Raw genomic sequence first — 16,093 nt, 5'->3', positions numbered from 1 at the left:
AGTTGTCAACTCTTAAAAGCTATAATCCAATAAATTAAAGTCATTTTTAAGTAAAACGCAACGTATTATTAAGTTCACATAATTTTTAGCGCAACAAATGTTAAAAATCATCGTATAAGTAGTTCAATATTAAACCAAACATCCCTGAATGAAGAAATACATTTTAGGCATTGCTGCGATTTTATTAGTGAGTATGAGCATTGTCGGAACGAGCTGGAAAGCGGTGGAGGCTCCACAAACACAACAACAAGCAGTAAAAAACATAGCTGCAGATAGTCTTTATAATCAATATATACAGAATCTGTATCATACAGCACAACTGGATTCAGCAGGCTTAAATGAAGAAGTTTTTGAAAAAGCACTTACTGGTTTTTACAATATGAAATATTCAGGTTTGTTACATTCAAAATCTATTTTAACCATAGCTGATTTTGATCAGGAAAGTTGTAAAAAACGCTTGTATATCATTGATTTAGACAAGAAAAAACTAGTTCTGAATACTTGGGTAGCACATGGACAAAACAGTGGAGGCGATAAACCATCCTATTTTTCAAATACCCCAAATTCCAATCAAAGTAGTTTAGGATTTTATTTAACAGGAGAAATTTATTACGGCAAGCATGGCCGTTCTTTAAAGTTAGATGGAATGGACAAAGGTTTTAATAACAATGCCAGAGAACGGGCCATTGTTGTTCATGGAGCTGATTATGTTTGTCAGGAAACCATTAATCAGTTGGGTAGATTAGGCAGAAGTCAAGGTTGCCCCGCTGTAGCTGCAAACCTTGCCGATAAAGTCATTGATGCAATTTCTGATCGCACGGTTTTATTTATCAACAATTCTGATCAAAAGTATCACTCATCATTCTTAAATGAAACATTGGCAGCAAACGTAGCCTTAAATCAGGGAGAAGTTTTAGCAGCACAAATGGATTAATAAGTTTTGAGTTTTCTTTTATTTAAGTTTTTAGGCAATAATTTTATAAATAAAAACCTGAAACTTGCCAGAGCATCCCAAATCCAGCGATTGGAATCTTTGGCGGTCTCGCCACAATCAACCACTTCTGCCCTTCTTAAAAGTTTGTGAACTAATTTGTTCAGGGGTTTTATCTTGACTGTCCGATTAAATCTCAAACCCAGGTAATCGCAATAAACATGCACTAATATTTCTACAATGAGTGAGTTATTTGAAATGGCTAAAGATTTGTTAAAATGATTCTCATAATCGTTTTTTATGGTTTCTACTAATAAAGCGAATCTTTCATCTGCTTTTCCATCTAAAAAACGCCATAGTTCTGCATCGCTATAAACACGGATCAATCCTGGTTCTAAACAGGCTTTAATATCACAACTTTCCAGTTCGTAGATTTTATTCATTTATTTTTTAGATTCAGAAATGTATTTCTTGTTACCAAATTATGCATGCGTAACAGCAAAATAACGAAAATGTTTAATGATCAATGGGTTGGCATGTGAGTAAAATTTTAACGTTTGAACAAATATTTTAATCATCTTTGAGGTTGGAAAAATAAGCCCAATTCATGAAGATTGTTATTGCAGAAAAGCCCTCGGTTGGTCGTGAACTTGCCAAAGTTTTTGGAGCGACCACCAGAAAAGATGGATATATTGAAGGTAAAGGATATTCATTTACCTGGGCTTTTGGGCATTTACTGCAATTGGCTCCTCCGCAGGATTATGGTTTTATTGGCTGGAGAAAACAACATTTACCCATGTTACCGGCTAAATTTAAGCTGGCTGTAAGAAAAATTAAAACTAAAGACGGTTTTGTAGAAGATCCTGCAGTTAGAAAACAACTGGATACCATAAAACGACTTTTTGACAAGGCTACTGAAATCATTGTTGCAACAGATGCCGGGCGTGAGGGCGAATTGATTTTCAGATATATTTACTATTATCTGAAATGTAAAAAACCTTTCAAACGACTTTGGATTTCTTCTCAAACTGATGAAGCAATAAAGGATGGTTTTAGAAACCTGAAACCAGGAACAGATTACGACACCTTATTCAATTCTGCACATTGCCGGTCAGAATCTGATTGGTTGGTTGGCATGAATGCTACCCAGGCGCTCAGTATATCTGCTGGTAACAGAACGGTTTTATCGTTAGGGAGGGTTCAAACTCCTACGCTAGCCATGATTTGTGCCCGTTTTCTGGAGATCAAAAATTTCGTGCCTCAAACTTATTATCAAATTAGTATTCAGCTGATCAAAGATGAGCAAATTTTTAAGGCCGTTTCAGTATCAAACTATAAAGATAAAGAAGAGGCCGAAAAGCTCTTTGCTTTGGTTGAGGATGTGGCATCGGGTTTTCCGACAGGAGGAAATATCACGGCTGTTGAAGCCAAACCCAGAAAAGAACCACCACCACTTTTGCATGATTTGAGCAGTTTACAGCAAGAAGCCAATAAAAAGAAAGGTTTTACTGCCGATCAAACCTTAAATATTTTGCAAAATTTGTATGAAAGCAAACTTGTTTCCTATCCACGTACAGGATCGAGATATATTGGAGACGACATTTTTGCCGGGGTGCCCGATTTGATCGCAAAATTTATTCATCATCCGGATTTTGGAAAGCAAGCACAATTCCTTCAAACAATAAGTTTAAATAAACGAAGTGTTAATGCTAAAAAAGTAACTGATCACCATGCTGTTCTACCTACCGGCGAAGAAGCTTATGGTTTAAGCAGCGACAAACAAGCCATTTATGATATGGTTGTTGGCAGGATGATTGAAGCTTTTCATCAGGAATGTTTAAAAGAAATCACAAAGATCACTGTTCAGTCTGGACTCACTTTTGTTGCCAATGGAACAGTGATCCGTTCAGCCGGTTGGCGTTCTGTATTTAATGAAACAGAAGACGATAAAAAAGATGAAGATAATGCGGCCTTGCCAAAAGTAACGGTTGGTGAGCAACTTCCTGTTACCGAAAAATCATTATTGGAGAAACAAACCAAACCAAAATCAATGTATAATGAGGCATCGCTTTTAAAGGCATTGGAAACTTGCGGAAAGGAAATTGAAGATGAGGAATTACGTTACGCCATGAAAGACAGTGGCTTAGGCACCCCTGCAACTCGTGCCTCAATTATTGAAACTTTAATCACCCGCGAATATATTACCCGTGAAAAGCGTAATCTTGTGCCAACAACAAAAGGCCTTGCTGTTTATGAAGTGGTTAAGGATAAGCAAATTGCACAAGCTGAATTAACAGGTCAATGGGAAAAACGTCTTGAGGAAATTCGTTCAGGGTCATCAGTTAAGGATTTCAAATCAGAAATTACAGAATACACCAAAATGATCACTAATGAATTGTTAATTGCAGGTGCAACTATTTCACATAAGCTAGAAGATAAAAAATTAGAGAAAGTCTAATTAAGTGCCCGTTTTAAGATCTCACCAAGAGAAACTCCCATATTTTCATCTTTTTGAATAAAGCCAAATGCACCAGCCTCAATATATAGCTTTTCAAAAGTTGTTTTGTCGTTTCCGGTAAACATACAAACCTTTATATTTGGCTGGATGGCGAGAACTTTCTTAACGGTATCCGGACTGCTGTCGCCATCTGACATATTGATATCAAGCATTAAAAAATCGAATTTCTCTTTCTCAATTAAAGTAAATGTATCAACCAGATTTGATGCCTCGGTAATAGTTGAAGATGGGAGTAGCTTTTTAAAAAAACCTTTCACAATCATACGCATTAATTCACTGTCATCCGCGATTAAAACTTTAAGGTTTGTGTTCATTTGAGCGCTCTGTATTAAATTTGATACTCATTCCAATCATCTTCATAAAACACAGAAAACTGCAAAATGAAATGTACTTCCTACATTCATAAAGGCAATCAATTCAGCAATAAAACAAGTTTTGGGATGATTTTTTCAAATTTAATAATTTATTTGAGCTTTGAAAAGATTAGCAAAAACTCAAAAACCGTTAAGCATTAATAAATTCCCAGGCGCTATGGTAAGCATTAAGGTTTTCAGAATATGCAATGAAATCTGCATAGAATTTCGATTTTGAAAGCGTAGCACTATCTCCCACTACAACCAGTTTTTTTCTTGCTCTGGTCATGGCCACATTCATCCTTCTGGTATCTGATAAAAACCCGATTGATCCTTCCTGATTACTCCGGGTTAAACTGATGTAAACGATATCGCGCTCTTGTCCTTGAAAACTATCTATGGTATTAACCGAAATTTTATTCTGATGAATTGTCAGTTCTTCACTTTCATCAACCAGTGCTTTTAAGATTTGAACCTGTTGTTTATATGGAGAAACAACAGCAATTGATGGGAAATATTCTGCTGCATTTAAAGATTCTATTTCCTTAACTAAATTAATTAAGTGTTTGATTAAAAAAGCAGCTTCTTCAGGATTTGTGGTGCTTGTTCCATCAAGCTTTTCATCGAAACTGCAACCAGCTGTATCGATAAAGGTTAATGGTTCATCGTTTAAAAAAAGTGTTCGATTAGCTACAGAAGCATCTGCAAGTAATTTATTCTCATAGAAAACTTTTGAAGAATAACCCATAATATCTTTATGCATTCGATATTGCTCATTTAAAAGCACAACCGACTCTGGATGAAGGGACACCGATTTCTCTAATAAAGTATTACTCAAACCATTTCTACCTGCTTCATTAGATTTTATTGTAGGCGATAACTGGAAATGATCTCCTGCAAGAATTACTTTTTGGGCTTTAAGTATGGGTATCCAGCAGGCTGGTTCTAACGCTTGTCCGGCTTCATCAATTACAATGGTATTATATTTTAAATTCCTTACGGTATAATGGTTTGCCCCAACCAAAGTAGCGGTAATAATCTGAGCTTTGTTAAACAGATTGTCCATAATATATTGCTCAGTTTTCTCAACTTCCCTGCCAATTTTATGCGCTTCTTCAAACAAGGCTTTTCGCTGATCGCGCTCTGCTTTACCAAAACTTCGTTTATATTTATGAGCCATGTTTTTATATTCATTGGCTTGTTTTTTTAAAGATCTAATGACTTTCATTTCTGAATGATCTGCCATTTTATGTTCTAAAGTTGCAGCCAGCAAATGCTCAGAAACACGGGCAGGATTGCCTATACGGATAACATTTAAACCTTCAGCAGCTAATTTCTCTGTTAATAAATCAACTGCAGTGTTGCTTGGTGCTACCACCAAAATCTTTTGGTTATTGTGTTTAACCAACGATTTTATGGCATGAACCAGTGTTGTTGTTTTACCAGTTCCCGGTGGGCCGTGAACAATGGCCAAATGATCGGCAGAAATGATTTTATTAACGGCTAATTGTTGCGATTCATTTAATTTATTCGGGATGATAAACTTTTCTTCATTTTGAAATGAAGGTTTTTCGCCCTTAGTCAGAATTCTAATGAGTTTATTTTCTGATTCATTTTCAGCCAGATGTGTTGCCTGCTTAAGTGCATTTTGCATTTCATCGTAGCTGTTGTTATCAAAAAGTAAATCAACGCCGAGTTTTCCATCTTTGGTCCAATCTGGTAATTCATCAACCCGAAGGCTGATTTTCATTTTATTACCTGTTAGATGTGTGATTGTTCCTTCCAATCTGTCTTCTTTTGAATCATGATTGGAAAATAAAACCACTGAAGAGCCAAACCTAAACTGATGCGAAAAATCCTGATGTGTGGTGCGTTCGAGATCAACAGTTAAATAATCACCTCTTCCAATTTCTGTGTTTCTAATCGCTATTGGATACCAGGTTAATCCTAAAGCACGCCTATCTGCTGCCGAAGTATTTTCAGTAAGTTTTAAATAAGATCGTAAATCTTCTTCCCGCTCTATGTTGAGCAAATCCTGAAGGTTTTTAAAATATTCTTTTGGCAAGAGAAAAACTGGTTAATTGGTTAAATGGGAAATTGGTTAATTGGTTAATTGGTTAATTGGTTAATTGTATAATTATTTACTGGGAAATTGGAATTATTAGAAAATAATTGTTTTTAATTTACAAAACCAATTCCTGGTATAACCTCAACAAGGTTTCATGCGGGTCTGCGCTAAAGCCTGGATGCACTTTTGAGCATTGAACCACTGTGCTCCTGGTTGCCGTGAGCCACCTGAAGCGCGATGCCTGATCATATTGCCCGATCGGCCCGGAGCCTTTTGATCCGGCACTGATCCTTTCAAAAGCGCTAAGATTTGCTTTAAGCTCTTCGATATCAATATCTGCTGAAAAAGCCTTGATTTTAGGCTCATTTAATACAAAAATGCTTTGTAAAAATTTCTTTTTGGCACAAAACAAAATAATACCGACATTCAGAAACTCCTCACGTTCTACCCTGGGCATCACGCGAATCACGGCATACTCAAATAAGAATCTCTCTTGCATGCTGTGCTTCTTTTAAAAATATATCAGAATGTGCTAAACGCGTTTCTAAAAAGTAAGCGTAAGCTTCGCGATGGGCATTATTGTCTTCAAAATTAGTTTCGGCTTTCAGCCAATCATCTGGAATTAAATTAATAACGGCCTTAATTTTCTCAGCATTAAGAATGGAACGAAATTCCTGATCTACAGTATCTAACTCAGATGCCCAGGGTAATAACACATGATCTTTAACCAAGAAAAACGGTCTTACAGCCTGTTCTTTCCAATTTTGCCATGAATGATGAAAATATAATGATGCTCCATGATCAATTAACCACAATTCTTTATGCCAAAGCAACATATTGGTGTTTCGGCAAGTGCGGTCCATATTGGTTAAAAAACAGTCTAACCAAACAATTTGCGATGCCAGTTTAGCATCGACTGTGGTAACTGTCGGATCAAATGTAATCGCCCCCGACAAATAGTGAAGTGCCAGGTTTAATCCAACACTCGCCTTCAGTAAGTCCTGGATTTCTTCGTCAGGTTCCGTTCTGCCAAAGGCCTCATCCAAATTGGCAAAAACCAATTCCGGCACCCGCAATCCTAAAATCCGGGCAATTTCCCCGCCAATCAATTCAGCAATCAGCGCCCTTGCACCTTGTCCCGCTCCCCTGAATTTAAGAACATAAAGAAAATTATCATCAGCTTCTGCAATTGCAGGCATAGAACCTCCCTCACGTAAGGGCGTAACATACCGGGTAACATTAACTGTTCTAAGTTGAAAATCGTTCATAAGCATGATTAGAAAGACAGTTGCAAACCATGCGCATTTCTAAACCTGCCACAAATTTAGCAGAATTATATCAATAATTTTGTAAAGATTTTGGCAGAGGGTAGTGACTAGTCGTGCCCTAAATAGGCATTTCCTGCTGGTGTCATCGCTGCTGACCACTGTACATCATCGCGATTTATTTTGATTAAACCCATGCTTTCCAATTCTTCATAATCTTCTTCCATTCCACCTAAAATTGAAGAACTAACTTGCTGATTGATTACCTCAAGTAGAGATATGATTTCTGATCTTTCCATATTAATTAGTGGTTAGATTTAATTTAACATATATCACCGCAAAATGTTTACACCTTTGTTTAAACATTTTATGAGGTTAAAGGTTGTATTTAAAAGGTTCAACTTATGGAATCACACATTTATTATTTGTTTGTTTTAGCATTACCTGTAGCTTGTATAGCCTGGACCGTTACTAAAGAAGAGATTTTTAGAGAGGCCAGAGAATTTTGTATTGACAGGTCAAAAAATGGCAGTCGGCTGGTTAAACGTAAGTTCTTTTATGTATTTACCTGCGAGTATTGTTTTAGTCATTACGTAACCATACTTATTCTTTTTATTACCAATTTTAAACTGCTCTACCTTGATTGGCGTGGCTATATCATTGCTTTTTTTGCTATCGTGTGGATTGCCAATGTTTACATGAGCATTTATAATATCATCAGAATTGATCTTAAAAAAGAGAAAATCCGTGCTGAAAAAGAAGAATCTGAACTTAAAGGAGACTGAAACTATTTAATTGGTCCAGTGTTTTAAAAGTATATTTTTAAGATATGCCTTCATCTGTCATTAATCACTTTAGTTATGATGCTGATGCTAAATCTCTCCAAATAACTTTTGTTACAGGAATGGTTTATCAGTACAAAGGTGTACCACAAAAGGTGTTTAATATGCTCAAAGCTGCTGGTTCCAAAGGAAGATATTTTAACCATTACATTAAAGATAAGTACAAGTTTCAAAAAGTAGAAGAATAACATGCCTGAAGGACCATCAATTGTAATATTAAAAGACCTGGTAAAAAACCTTCATTTGAATAATTCTGAAGTTTTGGGCGTTTCAGGAAATGTAAAAACCATTGATAAAAACATAGTTATCCATCAGAAAATCAAAGATTTCAAAAGCTGGGGTAAACATTTTCTCATTTGTTTTGAAGATTTTACCATTCGGATTCACTTTATGCTATTTGGCACTTATTTAATTAACGATACAAAGACAACGCCTTTAAAACTTGGTCTTACTTTTAAAAAAGATCAGCTAAATTTTTATACTTGTAAAATTGATCTGCTTGAGGGTGATATTAATCAACATTACGATTGGAAAGTGGATGTCATGTCTGATGAATGGGATAGTAAATTGGCCATTAAAAAGCTAAAAGAAATTCCTGACGCTGCAGTATGCGATGTTCTGTTAAACCAGCACATTTTTTCCGGAGTTGGCAACATTATCAAGAACGAGGTACTCTATCGCACCCGTATTCATCCTTTAAGCAAAATTGAGAACCTGCCACCAGCCAAACTAAAAGAATTAGTTAAAGAAGCCCGACAGTATAGTTTTGATTTCTTGGAATGGAAAAAAGAAAATAAGTTAAGTAGAAATTGGAAAGTTTACCACCAAACTGAATGCGCAAATGGCCACCCGATTATAAAGGAAGAATTGGGAAAAACACACAGGCAGACATATTATTGTGTAAAGTGCCAGAAAAAATATGAATAATTAATTTAAAGCATTGTTTCCTGCTTATCCTAAAATACAAGTGCTGTCCTAATAGATGTTAATAAAAAATCAAACCATCAATGACTTAAATTAAAATGCTGAAAATCAATTCATTAAAAAAAAATGAAATTGCTAACTACATAGAGAAAGTATAATTTTAAAGTAAAAGAAATGTTAAACTATTAGGAAATATATAAACTAGTATTATATTTGTCCTCGAGAGCGTTAATTTAGATACGGGTATATGGCTTAGGCTGTATGCCCGTTTTTTATTGAATGATATTTTCGGTATGTTCGATAACCTTATCCAAGCATATTTTAAGCCAAGGTGTATAACGTTCAGGATGGTTACCAATATCAATTTTAAGTGATTCTAAATCAATATACTTATAACTTTCTACCTCCTCTTCATTAATTTCAGGAACTTCATTTGATTTGCCAAAGAAAACATGATCCAATTCATGCTCGGTCAATCCACTGTCAAAATCAGCTTTGTATAAAAAATTAAATGCATAATGCAGTTCACACTCTAACCCCATTTCTTCCTTTAATCTTCTTCTTGCAGCTTCTAAATTACTTTCTCCCATGCGTGGGTGGCTACAGCATGTATTTGTCCATAAACCACCAGAATGATATTTATTATTAGCCCGTTGTTGAAGGAGCAGCTCATTGTTATCATTGAAAATAAAAATTGAAAATGCACGATGAAGCAAGCCTTTTTGATGTGCCTCTAATTTTTCCATTTTACCCGTAAACAGATCATTTTTATCTACAAGTATTACATATTCTTTCATTAATTTAAATCACATTTAATTTATGACGGATCATGGAATCAAACATCAATCGTATTTTATGATGATTAGCTATCCGTATCCGCTTAGTCATAATTTTTTCAGCACTCAGTTCCTTGATCTTGTTAAAAAGTTTCTTGTAATAGATATAAGATAAATAAACCCCGTTTCTCGAGCTCAAAGGAAGCATTTTTATCCCAACCAGAGCCTCTTCAAATTCACATTCAATCTCTCGCTCAATTTCTCTTTTTTCATTATCACAAAAGGCCGCTAAATTAACGTTTGGAAAATAATTACGATTTAATGATAGATGATCTGCTTTCACATCACGCAGAAAATTAACTTTCTGGAATGCGGAGCCAAGTTTCATTGCATAAGGTTTTAAGCGTTTATACTCCAATTCATCCCCGTTGGTAAAAACCTTTAAACACATCAGACCAACCACTTCAGCTGAGCCCAAAATATATTCATTGTACAAATCCTGGGTATAATCTTTTGCTTCCAGATCCATCTCCATGCTTTTTAAGAACAGATCAATCAGTTTATGATCAATCCCAAATTCATTAACCACTTTTTGAAAAGAATTCAGAACAGGATTTAAGCTAATTCCTAACTCAATTGCTTCAAAGGTATCTTCTTTAAATTTATTAAGCAGGTATTTTTTGTCATAATTATGGAAACTATCAACAATTTCATCCGCTAAACGAACAAAACCATAGATAGAATATATCGGCTGACGCAATTCTTTTCCCAAAAAGTAAATCCCGAAAGAGAAACTTGTACTATAACTTGTAGTGGTAAGTTTGCTACAGTTAGCAGATAATTGATCAAATATTTCTTTCATTTTAAATTGGGTTTTGAATTGATTTTTCAAACTCATCAAGCGTTTTAAACCAGTTGATGTGATCTATATTTTTTAATTTCTCAATCACTGAGCTGTTACCTGCTAAGTGTATTTTTGCTGATTTGCATATTTCTGATAATTGATCAATATATTTTTGGGCTGAATCTGCCAATCTGGATCTTACCATAAATAACAACAAGTAATCTACATCAACTGTAGAAAACACGGCTTCAATAGAGTTAATGGGTACTTTACTTCCTAAATAAATAACCTTTTGTTTATATGTTCTTAACATGTAATTGGCAAAGATTAACCCTATATCATGATCTTCATCTTCAGGCAAAAAAAGCACCCATGTTTTTGCTTCGGCATTTTCATTGGGAAAGTTATTTATTGCGGCAAAAAGTTTCTGCCGTATAAGGTTAGACATAAAATGTTCATGCGCAGGACAAATATCATCTTTACGCCACATTAAACCTAACCGGACAAGCAAAGGATATATCACTCTTTTGTAGGTTGGAGGGATACCTATCCTTGAAATGCACTCATCTAACAAGGTATTGAATGAAAAGTCATTAAACTCTAAGCCATGCTTTATTAATCTGGAAACATAAAATTCAGCTAATTCATCGTTTGAATGGTAATCATGTTGCTTATCCAGCAGCTCATCAACTGCCTGATCGGATAAGCTACAAATTTTCGAAATTTTTAAGCCAGATCGATTTAAGCTGGCAATATTTAATAATCTTTTTAATTGATTATCATCATATAACCGGGTGTTACCTTGCGAGCGCATAGGTTTTAAGGCATTATACCTTTGCTCCCAGATCCTTATCGTATGAGATTGAATGCCCGAAAGTTGTTCAAGATCTGAAATAGTATAAATCATTTTTGTTTAAATATATTCAATAAAATCTAAACAAAAAGAATTGTTAAAAGTTTTTTAAAAAAATTAACCACTTTAGAACTCCAAAACATGTCAACCCTAAAAAAACTGGGTACTGGCTGTTTTAGAGTTGACAACTTTAATAGCCACAGGGAAAGAAAGTTGTCAACTCTGGGAATAAACACTATGGCCGATTAAATGGATATGACACAAAACTCCAAAACATGTCAACCCTAAAAAACTGAGTACTGGCAGTTTTAGAGTTGACAACTTTAATAGCCATAGGGAAAGAAAGTTGTCAACTCTGGAAATAAACACTATGGCCGATTAAATGGATATGACACAAAACTCCAAAACATGTCAGCCATAAAAAACTGGGGATTGGCAGTTTTAAGAGTTGACAACTTTAATAGCCACAGGGAAAGAAAGTTGTCAACTCTGGAAATAAACACTATGGCCGATTAAATGGATATGACACAAAACCCAAAACATGTCAACCCTAAAAACGGGTATTGGCAGTTTTAAGAGTTGACAACTTTAATAGCCACAGGGAAAGAAAGTTGTCAACTCTGGAAATAAACACTATGGCCGATTAAATGGATATGACACAAAACTCCAAAACATGTCAACCCTAAAAACGGGTATTGGCAGTTTTAAGAGTTGACAACTTTAATAGCCACAGGGAAAGAAAGTTGTCAACTCTGGAAATAAACACTATGGCCGATTAAATGGATATGACACAAAACTCCAAAACATGTCAACCCTAAAAACGGACATTGGCAGTTTTAAGAGTTGACAACTTTAATAGCCACAGGGAAAGAAAGTTGTCAACTCTGGAAATAAACACTACCGCCAATTAAATAGATATGCCACAAAACTCCAAAACATGTCAACCTAAAAACTGGGTACTGGCAGTTTTAGAGTTGACAACTTTAATAGCCATAGGGAAAGAAAGTTGTCAACTCTGGATATAAACACTCCAAAACATGTCAACCTTAAAAAATGGGGCATTGGCAGTTTTAAGAGTTGACAACTTTAATAGCCACAGGGAAAGAAAGTTGTCAACTCTGGAGTAAAACTTTATGGAAGAAAGTTGACAACGTTGAAATAAATATTTTTCAGCTATTTAATTATGTCGTCCACTACAGGTAGGAATCTTCAAGTCAACCAAATTAATATAAATCTGTTTATCTAATTAACTCAAGTTGTTAGTTAAGGTATTATTTTGTTTAACGTAAAAGCGAAGATGAACAAGGTTATTTTCAACAGCCATCCTTTGAAAGTTACAGCATGAAGCTTTCTAAGGAACAATCCTTTAATCTCACTGATCGTTGTTTCCACCCTTTTACGCATATATTCTTTAATAAAGGCAGCGCTTGCGCTGTCTTTTCTTGTTGCATTTGATTTGCGGTGTACCTTTAAAGCGATCTGATCGGTTTCCATTAATTGATCCTCGATTTCGTGGTTGGTATAAGCAGAATCTGCAAACACTTCGCTTTCAGCAGGCAGTTCAAGAGGCAGTTTTCTCAATGCCTGTGCATCATGTTCACTGCCTGGAACAAAGCCAAATTCAACCGGGATGCCATCTTTGGTAATCAATAACTGAACTTTTACACCATAAAAATATCTTCTCATACTGGTTTGCTTACCATGCCATTGCTTACCTTTCAATATTCGGGCATTCAAAATGCGGATATTATCACATACAGCAACGGGAAAAGAGTCCAACACATAACTCATTTCACAACTGATATACTTTAAATAATGGCCAATCTGCATAAACAGACTGTATATCAGTTCAGCCACGGAATGTAAGCGACGGTTAAAACGGCTTTTATCAAGCATCTCAGGCACCATTCCTGTCATTTTCATAAACTGCCTTGCTTTATCCTGATGCCCGCCAAAATATAATGAGGAAACCACAGCGGTAGTAATGACCTCACTGTCGCTAACCTGTCTGCGACCATCTTCATAATGATTGCTTGTTTTCAACAAATCATCTATAAAACAAAATATTCCTATAATTTTATCACTCGTAAGCATCATCATGGGGTCTTTAGTTGTGGTAAACCAAAGTTCTTTGTTTTGATGCTTACTTTTTTATATATTAACTAGCAACTTGAGTTAATTAAAAGCTTTTTCAGTTAAGAGAACCCCTCTTTCGCCATTACCAGTTTCAATTGTATGGATATGTTTATAAGAATGGCTAAAGAAATCGTATCCGTGCTCCATCGCTTTTATGGCAACAGTGTTCATTGGATATTTTCTGTTAGTTTGCATACAAAGTAAACTTCCGTTAGCTAACAAAAGAAAATCGCAATCATACCCTTTCTCTTGCAATTCGATAACTTTCTTAGTGATGGAGACGTTTAGTCTATTGGTTTTTAAGGTTCTGTTTTTCATAAGATATAGGTTTTAGGGATAATGACTTTTGTTAGTTTATTTGATAACAAAAGCATATTATTATTACGAATACAAATACAATATATTGTTATACAAGCAATTGGATAAATTTGTTTTGTTTATTTTTAAACAGTTAGCCTGTTCATTATTTTTAACCAACTGCCCTTTCATATTTTATTTTTTTTCACACGAGCTAAACGAAATTAACAAAATACGTTACGAACAACCATTAAAACTTTACGAACATTATAAATTTCATTATTTAAAAATCAACCTGTAATTTGGCATGCCTCTAGTCTATCTGCCAAATGAAATTAAAATGTATCGTAATTGATGATGATATTCATGCCATCAACGGTATAAAATCTTACCTGAATACACTGTCTAATGTATCACTTATTAAAGCTTTTACCGATCCTTTACAAGCACTTACTGAAATTACGGGAAACGATAATGTGGATATAATTTTTATGGATATTGATATGCCAATGATTTCCGGAATTGAACTATCAAAGGCCATACGCCATAAAACGAATAAACTTATTTTTACCACATCACATTCAAAATATGCTTATGAGGCATTCGAAATGAACGCCAGTGCTTATTTACTTAAACCATATACTTTTGCCCGTTTTGCTGAAACCATAAACCGTTTATTTCCTAAATCGCCTGGCTTACCAAATGTTTCTGTACAACAAGAAGATGATTACTTTTTTGTAAGAAATAAAACTGAAAAGAACAATTTAATTAAAGTTCGTTACAGCGATATCGTTGCCGTGGAGAGTTTACAAAATTATGTGAGGATATATACAATCAATGAATCAATTGTTACGTATATCGCATTATCAGAAATTAAAGTAATCCTGCAAGGATATACAAACTTTGCCCAGGCACATCGCTCTTTTATCATTGCTAAAAATTATATAGAAAAAGTTGAAGGTCATACGCTCAAAATGATAAACAACTTAACGGTTAACGTAGGTAACAGTTACCGGGAAGAAATACAAGATTACATCAAAGAAAAAACGATAAAAACCAGTCGATCTTAAAAAGATAGATCATTTTTTATCTTTGATTGGGCCTGAAGATTTGAAAAATCTTTATGCAATTTTATCATCTTTATCATCATGATTAGCCGATCCCGAATTAACAAGCAATTTCCACTAAATGGGTACTATAAAAAAAACAAAGCCAACATTAAAATACAGTATCAGAAATTGGCTAATAGCAAAAAAATTCCACATCATTATATGGATTGTATTCATCATATATGAATCGGTAATTATTGGATTATTTACCGGAAAATTTGGTAAACTAAGTAATTATATTTTTTATTATGCCCTTAATGTTACTATTTTCTATGTGCACACCCATGTTGTACTATCGAAAGGCTTAAAGAACACCAGAAAAGTTTGGTGGAAATTACCGCTGTTCTTAACACTGGAAATAATAGGTTATTTATTAGTTACGTTTGGCATGGATTATCTGGTGATCAATTTCACTGATTATGATGGTCCTCGAAAAATGGGTTTTAATATGCCTTATTTGTTAGGTCCCGTTTACAGGGCTATTTATTTCATGTTCTTTTCCACAGGTTATTACTTCTTGCTTAAATTTTTAAGTGAAAGAAAAAAAACTGAGGATCTGGAATTGCAACGCTTAAATAACATGATACAGATAGCCAGATCTGAAAATGCATTTTTAAGAGCGCAGGTTCAGCCACATTTGCTATTTAACACCCTTGACTTTATTTATCAGAATGCAAAAGATACATCTCCAATAGCTGCCGAAACGATTTTATCACTATCGGAAATGATGCGTTATTCAGTAGATAGCAATAAGGATAAAGATTTTATCCCACTGGCAGAAGAAATAAACCAGGTTGAAAATTTTATTAATCTGCACCAGCTTCGAAAAAATCATCAGCTTCAGATTCGATTTTGGTATGATGACGAAATAAAGGAAATTGAGATTATCCCGCTGGTGTTAATCACGTTAACAGAAAATATGATTAAACATGGTAATTTGCTTTTAGAAGCCCATCCTGCAGAAATCAAATTGTCTACAGATCATCACGACTTAATTATCGAAACATCAAACCTGATTAACGTTAACAAAGAAAATTCAGGCTTAAATGCAGGAATTGAAAACATTACTAAAAGATTGAATTATGCTTACGGAGATGGATATTCATTTGACCATTATGCTAATCAAAATCATTATTTTATAGTAAAACTAATTATAAAAAACATTGTCTATTAATAT

At 34.7% G+C, this 16,093-nt stretch carries 18 protein-coding genes; 7 read left to right on the top strand and 11 right to left on the bottom strand.

Going from position 1 to position 16,093, the window contains the following annotated elements:
- Positions 1-148 precede the first annotated feature (148 nt).
- A complete protein-coding gene (locus tag DU508_RS01090) occupies positions 149-934 on the top strand; it encodes a murein L,D-transpeptidase catalytic domain family protein (RefSeq protein ID WP_115400995.1) in 786 nt (261 codons plus the stop codon).
- On the opposite strand, the gene DU508_RS01085 is transcribed toward DU508_RS01090, so the two are convergent.
- Positions 931-1,374: a hypothetical protein gene (locus DU508_RS01085; RefSeq protein WP_115400994.1), complete on the bottom strand. Its 444-nt coding sequence runs from the start codon at positions 1,372-1,374 to the stop codon at positions 931-933. The two genes, DU508_RS01090 and DU508_RS01085, sit on opposite strands and share 4 nt — an antisense overlap.
- 164 nt (positions 1,375-1,538) lie before the next feature.
- On the opposite strand from DU508_RS01085, the gene DU508_RS01080 reads away from it, so the two are divergent.
- Positions 1,539-3,389, top strand: coding sequence for a DNA topoisomerase 3 (locus tag DU508_RS01080; protein ID WP_115400993.1), 1,851 nt, complete (start codon positions 1,539-1,541; stop codon positions 3,387-3,389).
- Here DU508_RS01080 and DU508_RS01075 read toward each other — a convergent pair.
- The 5 genes from DU508_RS01075 to DU508_RS01055 form a co-directional block, all read right to left on the bottom strand.
- Positions 3,386-3,763, bottom strand: coding sequence for a response regulator transcription factor (locus tag DU508_RS01075; protein ID WP_115400992.1), 378 nt, complete (start codon positions 3,761-3,763; stop codon positions 3,386-3,388). The genes DU508_RS01080 and DU508_RS01075 overlap by 4 nt on opposite strands.
- A 190-nt stretch (positions 3,764-3,953) precedes the next feature.
- Positions 3,954-5,867, bottom strand: a complete 1,914-nt coding sequence (locus DU508_RS01070) for an AAA domain-containing protein (RefSeq protein ID WP_115400991.1) — start codon at positions 5,865-5,867, stop codon at positions 3,954-3,956.
- 118 nt (positions 5,868-5,985) lie between these two features.
- Positions 5,986-6,369, bottom strand: coding sequence for a DUF3037 domain-containing protein (locus DU508_RS01065; RefSeq protein ID WP_115400990.1), 384 nt, complete (start codon positions 6,367-6,369; stop codon positions 5,986-5,988).
- Positions 6,347-7,138, bottom strand: a complete 792-nt coding sequence (locus DU508_RS01060) for a HipA family kinase (RefSeq protein WP_115400989.1) — start codon at positions 7,136-7,138, stop codon at positions 6,347-6,349. The genes DU508_RS01065 and DU508_RS01060 overlap by 23 nt, the downstream gene beginning before the upstream one ends.
- Before the next feature lie 107 nt (positions 7,139-7,245).
- Complete coding sequence (locus tag DU508_RS01055; RefSeq protein WP_115400988.1) at positions 7,246-7,434, bottom strand: hypothetical protein; 189 nt, start codon at positions 7,432-7,434, stop codon at positions 7,246-7,248.
- Positions 7,435-7,539: 105 nt separating this feature from the next.
- Between DU508_RS01055 and DU508_RS01050 the strand changes: the two genes are divergently transcribed.
- The 3 genes from DU508_RS01050 to DU508_RS01040 are packed head-to-tail and all read left to right on the top strand — an operon-like array spanning position 7,540 to position 8,904.
- Positions 7,540-7,920, top strand: coding sequence for a hypothetical protein (locus DU508_RS01050; protein ID WP_115400987.1), 381 nt, complete (start codon positions 7,540-7,542; stop codon positions 7,918-7,920).
- Positions 7,921-7,964: 44 nt separating this feature from the next.
- Positions 7,965-8,165, top strand: a complete 201-nt coding sequence (locus DU508_RS01045) for a KTSC domain-containing protein (protein ID WP_115400986.1) — start codon at positions 7,965-7,967, stop codon at positions 8,163-8,165.
- Position 8,166: 1 nt separating this feature from the next.
- The gene (locus DU508_RS01040; protein WP_115400985.1) at positions 8,167-8,904 is read left to right on the top strand and encodes an endonuclease; all 738 of its coding nucleotides are present in this window, start codon (positions 8,167-8,169) and stop codon (positions 8,902-8,904) included.
- A 269-nt stretch (positions 8,905-9,173) separates the two neighbouring features.
- Here the strand turns inward: DU508_RS01040 and idi are convergent, their stop codons facing one another.
- From idi to DU508_RS23695, 5 genes are all read right to left on the bottom strand, one after another.
- Positions 9,174-9,698: an isopentenyl-diphosphate Delta-isomerase gene (gene idi, locus DU508_RS01035; protein ID WP_115400984.1), complete on the bottom strand. Its 525-nt coding sequence runs from the start codon at positions 9,696-9,698 to the stop codon at positions 9,174-9,176.
- A 4-nt stretch (positions 9,699-9,702) separates the two neighbouring features.
- The gene (locus DU508_RS01030; protein WP_115401031.1) at positions 9,703-10,539 is read right to left on the bottom strand and encodes a phytoene/squalene synthase family protein; all 837 of its coding nucleotides are present in this window, start codon (positions 10,537-10,539) and stop codon (positions 9,703-9,705) included.
- 1 nt (position 10,540) lies between these two features.
- On the bottom strand, positions 10,541-11,428 hold the full coding sequence (locus tag DU508_RS01025) for a MerR family transcriptional regulator (RefSeq protein WP_115400983.1): 888 nt from the start codon (positions 11,426-11,428) through the stop codon (positions 10,541-10,543).
- A 1,209-nt stretch (positions 11,429-12,637) separates the two neighbouring features.
- Positions 12,638-13,468, bottom strand: coding sequence for an IS982 family transposase (locus tag DU508_RS01020; protein WP_115401030.1), 831 nt, complete (start codon positions 13,466-13,468; stop codon positions 12,638-12,640).
- Between the two features lie 81 nt (positions 13,469-13,549).
- A complete protein-coding gene (locus DU508_RS23695; RefSeq protein WP_147273575.1) occupies positions 13,550-13,828 on the bottom strand; it encodes a hypothetical protein in 279 nt (92 codons plus the stop codon).
- A 308-nt stretch (positions 13,829-14,136) separates the two neighbouring features.
- Between DU508_RS23695 and DU508_RS01010 the strand changes: the two genes are divergently transcribed.
- Both DU508_RS01010 and DU508_RS01005 read left to right on the top strand, forming a co-directional pair.
- Entirely contained in the window at positions 14,137-14,877 is a 741-nt protein-coding gene (locus DU508_RS01010; protein WP_115400981.1) for a LytR/AlgR family response regulator transcription factor, read from the top strand.
- A 118-nt stretch (positions 14,878-14,995) separates the two neighbouring features.
- Positions 14,996-16,090, top strand: coding sequence for a sensor histidine kinase (locus DU508_RS01005; RefSeq protein ID WP_115400980.1), 1,095 nt, complete (start codon positions 14,996-14,998; stop codon positions 16,088-16,090).
- Positions 16,091-16,093 lie beyond the last annotated feature (3 nt).

Source organism: Pedobacter chinensis (assembly GCF_003339865.1).
GTDB classification, from domain to species: domain Bacteria; phylum Bacteroidota; class Bacteroidia; order Sphingobacteriales; family Sphingobacteriaceae; genus Pedobacter; species Pedobacter chinensis.
This window is presented reverse-complemented; position numbering and strand designations above follow the sequence as displayed.

Coding starts and splice junctions, on each gene's coding strand:
- DU508_RS01090 (WP_115400995.1), top strand. CDS start 149: ATGAAGAAATACATTTTAGGCATTGCTGCGATTTTATTAGTGAGTATG.
- DU508_RS01085 (WP_115400994.1), bottom strand. CDS start 1,374: ATGAATAAAATCTACGAACTGGAAAGTTGTGATATTAAAGCCTGTTTA.
- DU508_RS01080 (WP_115400993.1), top strand. CDS start 1,539: ATGAAGATTGTTATTGCAGAAAAGCCCTCGGTTGGTCGTGAACTTGCC.
- DU508_RS01075 (WP_115400992.1), bottom strand. CDS start 3,763: ATGAACACAAACCTTAAAGTTTTAATCGCGGATGACAGTGAATTAATG.
- DU508_RS01065 (WP_115400990.1), bottom strand. CDS start 6,369: ATGCAAGAGAGATTCTTATTTGAGTATGCCGTGATTCGCGTGATGCCC.
- DU508_RS01060 (WP_115400989.1), bottom strand. CDS start 7,138: ATGAACGATTTTCAACTTAGAACAGTTAATGTTACCCGGTATGTTACG.
- DU508_RS01055 (WP_115400988.1), bottom strand. CDS start 7,434: ATGGAAAGATCAGAAATCATATCTCTACTTGAGGTAATCAATCAGCAA.
- DU508_RS01050 (WP_115400987.1), top strand. CDS start 7,540: ATGGAATCACACATTTATTATTTGTTTGTTTTAGCATTACCTGTAGCT.
- DU508_RS01045 (WP_115400986.1), top strand. CDS start 7,965: ATGCCTTCATCTGTCATTAATCACTTTAGTTATGATGCTGATGCTAAA.
- DU508_RS01040 (WP_115400985.1), top strand. CDS start 8,167: ATGCCTGAAGGACCATCAATTGTAATATTAAAAGACCTGGTAAAAAAC.
- idi (WP_115400984.1), bottom strand. CDS start 9,698: ATGAAAGAATATGTAATACTTGTAGATAAAAATGATCTGTTTACGGGT.
- DU508_RS01030 (WP_115401031.1), bottom strand. CDS start 10,539: ATGAAAGAAATATTTGATCAATTATCTGCTAACTGTAGCAAACTTACC.
- DU508_RS01025 (WP_115400983.1), bottom strand. CDS start 11,428: ATGATTTATACTATTTCAGATCTTGAACAACTTTCGGGCATTCAATCT.
- DU508_RS01020 (WP_115401030.1), bottom strand. CDS start 13,468: ATGCTTACGAGTGATAAAATTATAGGAATATTTTGTTTTATAGATGAT.
- DU508_RS23695 (WP_147273575.1), bottom strand. CDS start 13,828: ATGAAAAACAGAACCTTAAAAACCAATAGACTAAACGTCTCCATCACT.
- DU508_RS01010 (WP_115400981.1), top strand. CDS start 14,137: ATGAAATTAAAATGTATCGTAATTGATGATGATATTCATGCCATCAAC.
- DU508_RS01005 (WP_115400980.1), top strand. CDS start 14,996: ATGGGTACTATAAAAAAAACAAAGCCAACATTAAAATACAGTATCAGA.